The following is a 9,635-nucleotide window of genomic DNA, read 5'->3' on the forward strand; positions in this document are numbered from 1 at the left end:
GGCCCGGCCGAGGGCGACGGCGGCTCGCTCGTCATGGGTCAGCGTCGCCGGCAGGCGGTCGGCGATCTGGGTCAGTCCGAGCCTGCGGACCTCCGGCGTGGCCGCGGCCGGCGCGCCAGCCGGGTCGGCCGACCGGGACCGCGGCCCGAACCGGGACCACGGCGCGGACGGAGGCCGGCGCCGATGCCCACCGCCGGCGGCGTGCGCCGCCGGCGGACTCGCGTCCCTGGCCGCAGGGGCGGTGGGACCTCGACCTGTTCGCGCGACGACGGCCAGGTTCTCCGCGACCTCCAGGCTGTCGAAGAGCTCCAGCGCCTGGAAGGTCCGGGCGAGCCCCAGCCGCTGGCGCTCGTGCGCCGGCAGCCCGGTCAGGTCGGCGCCGCCGAGGTTCACACTGCCCGCGAAGATCGTCGCGAAACCGGTGAGGGCGTCAATCAGGGTCGTCTTGCCCGCGCCGTTCGGCCCGATGAGGCCGGTGACGGTGCCGGCCTCCAGGCGGAACGAGACGTCCTCGACGATGCGGCTGCGGCCCTGCCCGGCGGCGAGCATGTCCACCGACAGAACACTCACGGCGTGCCCCCCGGCTCCGCATGGTGCGGCACGAGCCGCGGCCGGTCCTCGGCGCCCGGGCGCCGCGGGTCGGACGGTGGGTCGCCGAGCTGGGGGACCTCGGCCGTCGTGCCCCATCGTCCGCGCACGGATGGTCCGCGTACGGATGGTCTGCCGGCGGACGGTCTGCCGGTGGAGCGGTGGACCAGGCCGGCGGGCCGCAGCACAGCCAGCACGATCACGGCGAGGCCGCAGAGGAGCTGCTGGTAGCGGCCCAGTCCGGCGGCCCGGTCCAGCAGGGTGAACGCCAACCCGCCGGGCACCAACAGGCCCGCGACGAGTGCCCCGGCGACGCTGGTCACCCCGCCAACGGCGGCGATCGCGAGGAAGAACAGCGACGCCGTCACGCCGAACGAGTCGAACGACAGCCGGCCCTGGCCGTAGCCGACGAGGCAGCCGCCGAGGCCGGCCAGCGCGGCGGACAGGGTGAAGGCGACCGCCCGGGTACGGCGCACGTCGATGCCGGCAGCGGCCGCCGCCCGCTCGTTCGCCCGGACCGCGAGCATCTGCCGGCCCGGCCCCGCCGTGCGCAGCCTGGCGACGCCGTAGCCGCAGGCGGCCAGCAACGCCAGCACCAGCAGCCCGAACTGGACCCGGGGGAAGCCCGCGCCGGTGATCCCCAGGTCCACGCCGAACAGCTTCGGGCTGGGCACCGACGAACCACGCAGGCCCCCCGTGACCAGCGGGTTGCCGAACACCGCCTCCTGTAGGGCGACGCCCGCCACGAGGGTGATCAGCGCCAGGTCGACCCCGCGCAGGCGCCGCGCGACCAGGCTGAGCAGCAGCCCGGCGCCCGCTGCGGCGAGGGTGGCGAGGATCGGCGCGATCGGGAACGGCACGCCGAGCTCGCCCTGCAACCGGGCCAGTAGGAACCCGGCGACGCCGGCGAGGGTCATCTGGGCCAGGGAGAGCTGGCCGACGTACCCGGTGAGTACCACGAACGACAGGCACACGACCGCGCCGGCGAGACTGCGTTCCAGACCGAGCCGATAGGCGCCGCTGAGCGCGAACAGCGCGACCACCCCGACGGGCACGCCGATCAGCAGACCTGCGAGCGGGCTGCGCGGCGGCGCGACGACGGGCAGCGGCGCGGACACGACGGCGCTCGCGGACCGGCCGGGCAGCAGCGTCCCACGCCGGGCCGCCACCACCACCACCATGATCATGGGCAGCAGCGAGCGCAGGCCCGGCTGGTTGAGCCAGCTGACGTCCTGCTGCAGCGGGAGCAGCAGCCCCTGGGCGACGCCGATGGCCAGTGCGCCGAGGAAAGTCAGCCCGAACGAGGACATCCCACCGAGCAGGGCGGCGGCGAGCGCGGGCACCACGAGCAGGGAGTAGCCCGTCGGGTTCAGCGAGCTGATCGGGGCGACGAGGATGCCGGCGACGGCCGCCAGCACCGCCGCGAGCATCCAGTTCGCCGCCGCGATGAGGGTCGGCCGCCGGCCGAGCAGCGCCGTCGTCTCCTCGTCGTCGGCGACCGCCCTGGTCGCCAGGCCGAACGCCGTCCAGCGGGACATCGCCCACAGCGCTGCCGCGGCGAGCGCGACGATCCCGGCCAGCAGCAGCCGGTCGCGCGGCACGGTGACCCCGAGCACGTGCACCGCCGTCTGCGGCAGCACCGGCTGCAGGAACCGGTTGTCCGCGCCGAACTGGATGAGGGCCACGGACTGCAGCGCGATCGTGAGGCCGACCGCCGCGACCACCGTCATCATCGGCTGAGCACGGCGCAGCGGGCGGAACACCACCAGGTACACCGCGAGCGAGAGCAGCGCGGCCATGGTGAGTGAGACGCCGAATGCCAGCGGGAACGACGGGGTGTCGGAAAGATGAATTCGGGGTGGCACGCCGACGACGGGGAGTACGAGATCCCCGACCTCGCGAAGTTCGGCATACTGATAGGTCGCGTACATTGCTATCGCACCGTGTGCGATGTTGATGACGCCGGACGCACGGTAGGTGAGCACGAGACCCAGGCCTAGGGCCGCGAACACGGCACCCGGGCCGAGGCCCAGCAGCATAGCTGCCAGATAGGCGGTCACGAGGCTCCCACGCAGATGTCCAGCACCAAGGTCAACCGTTGCACGAGGCCCGGAAGTGGGGGTGCGTGGTCACCACATCACTCCAGTCCCGCCAGTCGGCGGTCTCATTCCGGTTCCGGGTGAGATGGAGTGTAGCTTGACCGCCCGTGAGACAAGCTTCCCGCGTCCTCCTCTCGTTCTCCGTCGCCCTCACCGTCGCCTTGGCAGGCGTCGGGTGCACGAGCCAGCGCGGTGGCTCATCAGGCGACGCCACACCGGACAGCGCCGCGACGAGCCACCTGACCGGGCCGCCGCTGACGCTCGGCTTCGTCACGGTCGAAGGCAGCACTCTTGGGTCATATCCGGAGACCCGGGTCGCCGCCCAGGCCGCGGTAAACCGCGCGAACTCCGTCGGTGGTGTTGGCGGCCGGCCCCTGCGCCTGGTCACCTGTGCAACCGATGGCTCCCCGGAATCGTCCCAGAACTGCGCCAACCGGCTGGTCGCGGAAAAGCCGGTCGCGGTCGTCGGCGGCGTCGACTTCGGCACCCAGGCGGCGATGCCGATTTACGAGTCGGCACACATCCCCTACGTCACCGGATCACCACAGCTCAGTGGTGAGCTCGACTCGAAGAATGCCTTCGCGCTGTCCGGCGGCTCCGTGGCGGAACTCCTCGGAATCACGAACTACCTGACCGCCACGAAGCACATTCACAGTGCGCACGCACTGTATGTCGACCTGCCGGGTCTGCTGACCGCGGCGATCCAGGGTTCACAGAACATTCTGCGCAAGAAGGGCGTTTCGGACGTCAAGCTCATCGCGGAGAAGGCCGATGCGGCCGATTTCGCACCGGCCGTGACCCAGGCCGCGGCCGGCAACCCGGACGCGATCATCGTCGTCTTCCAGGCGGCGGCGTGCGCACGGATCGTGCAGGCCGCGGCCGCGCTGAACGTCCGCAGCGACATCTACCTGATCGGTTCCTGCGCCACCCCGGCGGTGCCGCAGGCAGCGGCCGGCCGGACCGACAACCTCTACTTCGCGTCCAGCTACCTGCCCGTCGGGACCACCGGCGGCGACGCGGACACCGCGGCGTTCCGCGCGGCGCTGAAGCCCAACGACCGCACTTCGGCCTCGCAGGGGGCCTTCTCCACGGTGCTGGACCTGCGGGCGCTGCTGGCCCGTCTGCCCCAGCCCACGGCCGACACCCTGACCACTGCCCTGCGTGCCACGCACGACGAGCCGAACGTCATGGCCCACCCGTACACCTGCGACGGCAAGCAGCTCTCGATCTTCCCGGCGGTGTGCAACAGCGCGGTGCGGCTGCTGCAGTGGCGGGGCGGTGCCTTCGCCGACGTCACCGGCACCTGGCAGGACGGCCGTGACCTGCTCGGCCTGATCGGCTGACCGAGCACTGACCAGACCGGGCGCCGGGTGCGCGTCGATGACCGCACCCGGCGCCCCGCCGGACTCAGACCTCCGCGACGGCCTGGGCGAACTGTGACTGGTACAGCCGCGCGTAGGCGCCCTGCGCGGCGAGCAGCGCGGCGTGGTCTCCCTGCTCGACGATCGCGCCCTTCTCCATCACCAGAATCGTGTCCGCGTCCCGGATGGTCGAGAGCCGGTGGGCGATGACGAAGGCCGTGCGCCCGGCCCGCAGCTTCGACATCGCCTGCTGGATGAGCACCTCGGTCCGCGTGTCCACTGAGCTGGTGGCCTCGTCGAGGACGAGGATCAGCGGCTGGACGAGGAACGCCCGGGCGATCGTGATCAGCTGCTTCTCCCCGGCGCTGATCCCGGTGCCCTCGTCGTCGAGCACCGTGTCGTAGCCGGCCGGCAGGGTGCGGACGAACCGGTCGACGTGAGCGGCCTGCGCCGCGGCCATGATCTGCTCGCGGGTCGACCCCTCGGCACCGTAGGCGATGTTCTCGGCGATGGTGCCGCCGAAGAGCCAGGTGTCCTGCAGCACCATGCCGATCTGTGCCCGCAGCTGGTCACGCGGCATCGAGGCGATGTCGACGCCGTCGAGGGTGATCTGGCCGGCCGTCACGTCGTAGAAGCGCATCAACAGGTTGATCAGCGTCGTCTTGCCGGCGCCGGTCGGCCCGACGATCGCGACGGTGTGGCCGGGCTCGGCGACCAGGGACAGATCCTCGATCAGTGGCCGCTCCGGCTTGTAGCGGAAGTCGACGTGCTCGAACGCGACCCGCCCGCGCACTGTCAGCTCGCTCGGGGGCAGCGATGCCGGGTCATGGTCCTGCTCCACGGTGTCGAGGAGCTCGAACACGCGCTCGGCCGACGCGACCCCGGACTGCAGCAGGTTCGCCATGCTCGCGACCTGTGAGATCGGCTGGCTGAACTGCCGCGAGTACTGGATGAACGCCTGGACGTCGCCGATCGACAGCGCGCCGGAGGCAACGCGCAACCCACCGACCACGGCCACCACGACATAGTTGAGGTTGCCGATGAACATCATCGCCGGTTGCATGACCCCGGAGATGGACTGCGCCCGCCAGCTCGCCTCGTAGAGCTGCTCGTTGTACTCCCGGAAGGTCTGCGCCGACTCCTCCTGGCGACCGAAGGCCCGGACGAGCGTGTGGCCGGTGTACATCTCCTCGATGTGCGCGTTGAGCCGGCCGGTGTAGCGCCACTGGGAGACGAACTGGGGCTGGGCCAGCCGGCCGAGCCGCGCCGCCACGAACATCGACGCCGGCACCGTCACCACCGCGACGATCGCCAGCAGCCAGGAGATCCAGATCATCATCGACAGCACGCCGACAATGGTCAGCGTCGAGACGACCAGCTGGGAGATCGTCTGCTGCAGGCTCTGGCCGAGGTTGTCGATGTCGTTGGTGACCCGGCTGAGCACCTCCCCACGCGGCTGCCCGTCGAAATAGCGGATCGGCAGCCGGGAGATCTTCTTCTGCACGTCGGTGCGCAGCCTGCCGACGACCCGCTGGATCGCGACGTTCGTCAGCCGTGCCTGCGCCACTCCGCAGATCCCCGACACCAGGTAGATCATGGCGACCAGCAGCAGCACCCGGCCGATGGCGTGGAAGTCCATGCCGTGGCCGGGGTGGATCTTCATCGCCGCGAGCAGGTCGGCCTGGGTGCCGTGGCCCTGGGCGCGCAGCTGCGCGACGGCCTGTTCCTGCGTCACCCCGGCTGGCACCCGGCGGTTGAACACCCCTTCGAGGACGAGGTCCGTCGCATGCCCGAGCAGCCGCGGCCCGGTCACGTTCAGCGCGACGGACACCGTCGCCAGCAGGACGGCGGCGCCCAGCACCGCCCGTTGCGGCCGCAGCAGGCCCAGCAGGCGGCGGGCCGAGACGCTGAAGTCGACCGACTTCTCGAGGTTGCCGCTCATGAACCGCGCGGGGCCCGACATGGGGGGCGGGGGGCGGCGCGGCGCGGGCGCCGTGGTCATGCGGCCTCCTGCTCGGTGAGCTGTGACAGGACGATCTCGCGGTAGGTCTGGTTGCTCGCCATCAGCTCGTGGTGAGTACCTCGCCCGACGACCTCGCCGCTCTCCAGCACGATGATCTGGTCGGCATCGCGGATCGTCGACACCCGCTGGGCGACGATGACGACGGTCGCCTCGGCCGTCTCCTGCCCCAGCGCCGCGCGCAGCCGGGCGTCGGTGGCGTAGTCCAGCGCGGAGAAGGAGTCGTCAAACAGGTAGATCTCCGGGCGGTGGACCAGCACCCGGGCGATCGCCAGGCGCTGGCGCTGGCCACCGGAGACGTTCGTGCCACCCTGCGCGATCGGGCTGGCGAGGCCGTCCGGCATCGCCTCGACGAACTGCCTGGCCTGCGCGATCTCCAGCGCGCGCCAGAGCTGCTCGTCGGTGGCGTCCGGGTTGCCATAACGCAGGTTCGAGGCGATCGTCCCGGTGAACAGGTACGGCCGCTGCGGCACGATGCCGACGGTGCGGGACAGCAGCACCGGATCGATCTCGCGCACGTCGATCCCGTCGACGAGCACGCTGCCCTCGGTCGCCTCGGCGATCCGCGGGATGAGCCCGAGCAGGGTGGTCTTCCCGCTGCCGGTACTGCCGATGACCGCCGTGGTCCGGCCGGGGCCGGCGACCAGCCCGACGTCGCGCAGCACCGGGATCTCCGCACCGGGATAACGGAAGCCCACATCCCGCAGCTCCAGTCGGCCATGACCGTGCAGCTCACGCACCGGCTCGGCCGGCGGGACCAGCGACGACTCCGTCGACATCACCTCCTGGATGCGTTCCGCGCACACCTCCGCGCGCGGAATCATCATGAACATGAACGTGGCCATCATCACCGACATGAGGATCTGCATGAGATAGCTGATGAAGGCCGTCAGCGCACCGATCTGCATGTCGCCGGAGTCGATCCGGTGCGACCCGAACCAGAGCACCGCGACGGTGGAGAAGTTCACGACGGTGAGCACGAGGGGAAACATCAGCGCCATCAACCGGCCGAAACGCAGCGAGAAGCCGGTCAGATCGGCGTTGGCGACGTCGAAGCGACGACGCTCGTAGTCGTCACGCACGAAGGCGCGAATCACCCGCAGGCCGGTGAGCTGCTCGCGCAGGATCCGGTTGACCGTGTCCAGGCGCTCCTGCATGCCGCGGCCCAGCGGGTGCATCCGCCGCACGATCAGCGCGACCACGATCAGCAGGACCGGCACGATCCCGACCAGCAGCAGCGACAGCCTGGCGTCCTGGTTCACCGCCAGGATGATCCCGCCGAGGCACATGATCGGCGCCGAGACCATCAGCGTGAAGGACAGCAGCACCAGCATCTGGACCTGCTGGACATCGTTGGTCGCCCGGGTGATGAGCGAGGGCGCGCCGAAGGCCCCCACCTCGCGCGCGGAGAACGCCTGCACCCGGTCGAACACCGCGGCCCGCATGTCCCGACCGACGGCCATCGCCGTGCGGGCGCCGAACACCACGGCCACTCCTGCGCTGGCGAGCTGCACCACGCTGACCGCGAGCATGATTCCGCCGATGCGGAGGATGTAGTCGGTGTCGCCGGTGATGACGCCGTGATCGATGATGTCGGCGTTCAGGGTCGGCAGGTACAGCATGCCGAGCGTCGACACGAGCTGCAGCCCCACCAGGGCCACGATCTGGCTGCGGTAGCGACCCAGATACCCTCGCAGTAGTCGGATGAGCATACGGTCCTCTCTGCTGCGCGGTCACGAGGCTGGTCAGCCTGCCGCCGCGACGACATGACGATCCCACCGGCGGCCGCGAGCGGCGCGGATCCTCGTGCTGGCGGCCCGGATCCGCGCAACGCACCGTAGCCGATGCAGCACGAACTACCGAAGGCGCCGGCTGGGAACATGGTGGTCCTCCGGGTCGCCTAAGGAACCATATGACTTGAACCTGACGTGAGGTCAAGGCGATTTCGATCTGATCTGCCGGCCTTGGCGACCGAGTTAGCGAGGGCCGAGAATTCCGGCCAGTTCACCAAGCATGTTCGGCCACCGGTGGAACCGAGCCGGCACCCAGCAAGGCGGGCGCGGGCCGCCAGCGGCGGCAGATCACTCATACCCATGCACACCGGTTCGCAACAGGACAACCCGCCGCGTAACTGTGCACTCCGACGAGACGCCCGACTCCCAACCACAACACCGCAGTCCACCCGGCGACCGTGCGCCACCGTGCCGACCCACCGCCGGAACACCGCCGACCGCGACACCGCGGGCCAGCGAGACAGCCGAGGGTTCCGCACCGCGACGCCAGAACCGAATTCATCGCCGAATTCACGCGCCACGAATAACATGACACACTCTTGGGCGCTGACCGCAAAAAAATGTCGCACGTGGACGGACGACTCGATGGGTGACGCTCTTGCCGGGACGACACGAGCCGAGTCGTACCCACACGGATCAGCATCCGAAGGCGCCCACTACGCACTGACACCCAGGCAACCCCCAAACTTCCGCCAAGTGTTAGTCAGGCGACAAACGGGGTCGGTGGGTGGGCCCGAACACACGATATTCCTGTCAGGGCGGTCCATGGCCGCACAGTTGACACCGGCGACGCTTCCGCGTACTCGTAGTTGCGCGTCAACCGGTCCGTAACGGAAAGGAACCGATAGTGTCGGTGCGAGCTTCGCGTCCGCGACTGGCCAGGTCGTCAGGCCGGGCGGCCGCCAGACCGCGATGAACAGCAGCGACGTCGCGACGCAGGCAAAGACAGGTGCCAGTTCGCGCCCAGGGGCACCACCACGACGATCGGACGGCACGTCGATGACTCTTTCCGGAGCCCGACCCCGCGGACCCAGACCCGAACTCGAGAACAAGACCCAGCTCGAGCTCCTCCAGCATCTGCACGCGCTCAACCGTCCGTACCGGGTGAGCTACGAGATGGTCGTGTGCAAGGTCTGGTCCGACCAGGACGATGGCAAGATCCGGCGGGCCCGTGCCCGCGATCTGAGCCGCCAGTTCCGCGGCGAGAAGCAGATCGAGTGGAACGTCATCGAGAACTACGTCGAGCTGCTGTTCCCAGACGACCAGAACCAGCGAGCCGCTCATCTCGACCGGTTCAGGCCGCTACATCACGGTGCGTTCGGCGGCGCGCCGGCCAAGGAGGGCGCCGGCGCCGCAGAGGTGGATCCGGACTACGTCGCCGAACTCGAACGGCAGCTCGCCGAGGCCCGTACCCGGGCTGCCTTCGCCACCGCCCTGCTGGTGATCGTCCGTTCGGAGAACGCGGTGCTGCGCGGCCGGCACGCGTCGTTCGGCTGGTTCAGGTCCCGCGGTGAGATCGAGGAGGCCGAGTGTGGCGACCCGGCGACCGCGCCGATCCGGCGACCGGGCGACGGCCACCACCACCGATGGGGAAGTCGGCCGTTCGTCTCCCTGACGGAGCGGATCGGTGAGCAACCTCCGGTCACCGGCCGGCTGCTGGGCAATCCTCGGCAGCGCGTCGCGGCACCTCGCGTGGCCATGCCGGCGGCGGACGCCACCCCCCGGCGGGTGCCGGATCCCGCGCGGGTGTCCACGGGGCCCGAGGTCGTCCGGC

Annotated in this window: 6 protein-coding genes; 2 read left to right on the top strand and 4 right to left on the bottom strand. The window is 70.3% G+C overall.

Going from position 1 to position 9,635, the window contains the following annotated elements; all coding sequences use genetic code 11:
• Positions 1–549, bottom strand: a 549-nt coding sequence (locus MXD58_RS12490; protein WP_250609335.1) for an ATP-binding cassette domain-containing protein, incomplete at its 3' end; no start/stop codon positions are given.
• 17 nt (positions 550–566) lie between these two features.
• Positions 567–2,648 (bottom strand): branched-chain amino acid ABC transporter permease, encoded by a 2,082-nt coding sequence (locus tag MXD58_RS12495; RefSeq protein WP_248838774.1) that lies wholly within the window; start codon positions 2,646–2,648, stop codon positions 567–569.
• Between the two features lie 146 nt (positions 2,649–2,794).
• On the opposite strand from MXD58_RS12495, the gene MXD58_RS12500 reads away from it, so the two are divergent.
• Positions 2,795–4,030: an ABC transporter substrate-binding protein gene (locus MXD58_RS12500; protein WP_248838775.1), complete on the top strand. Its 1,236-nt coding sequence runs from the start codon at positions 2,795–2,797 to the stop codon at positions 4,028–4,030.
• Between the two features lie 64 nt (positions 4,031–4,094).
• Here MXD58_RS12500 and MXD58_RS12505 read toward each other — a convergent pair whose 3' ends face one another.
• Together MXD58_RS12505 and MXD58_RS12510 are read right to left on the bottom strand one after the other, a co-directional pair.
• The gene (locus tag MXD58_RS12505) at positions 4,095–6,050 is read right to left on the bottom strand and encodes an ABC transporter ATP-binding protein (protein WP_284678263.1); all 1,956 of its coding nucleotides are present in this window, start codon (positions 6,048–6,050) and stop codon (positions 4,095–4,097) included.
• The gene (locus MXD58_RS12510; protein ID WP_248838776.1) at positions 6,047–7,780 is read right to left on the bottom strand and encodes an ABC transporter ATP-binding protein; all 1,734 of its coding nucleotides are present in this window, start codon (positions 7,778–7,780) and stop codon (positions 6,047–6,049) included. Before MXD58_RS12510 ends, MXD58_RS12505 begins: the two co-directional genes overlap by 4 nt.
• A 1,080-nt stretch (positions 7,781–8,860) precedes the next feature.
• Here MXD58_RS12510 and MXD58_RS12515 point away from each other — a divergent pair.
• Positions 8,861–9,635 (top strand): hypothetical protein (locus tag MXD58_RS12515; RefSeq protein WP_250609334.1); only part of this gene is annotated, 775 nt, incomplete at its 3' end.

This window comes from Frankia sp. AgKG'84/4 (assembly GCF_023242965.2).
In the GTDB taxonomy this organism is placed as follows: domain Bacteria; phylum Actinomycetota; class Actinomycetes; order Frankiales; family Frankiaceae; genus Frankia.

Coding starts and splice junctions, on each gene's coding strand:
- MXD58_RS12505 (WP_284678263.1), bottom strand. CDS start 6,050: ATGACCACGGCGCCCGCGCCGCGCCGCCCCCCGCCCCCCATGTCGGGC.
- MXD58_RS12510 (WP_248838776.1), bottom strand. CDS start 7,780: ATGCTCATCCGACTACTGCGAGGGTATCTGGGTCGCTACCGCAGCCAG.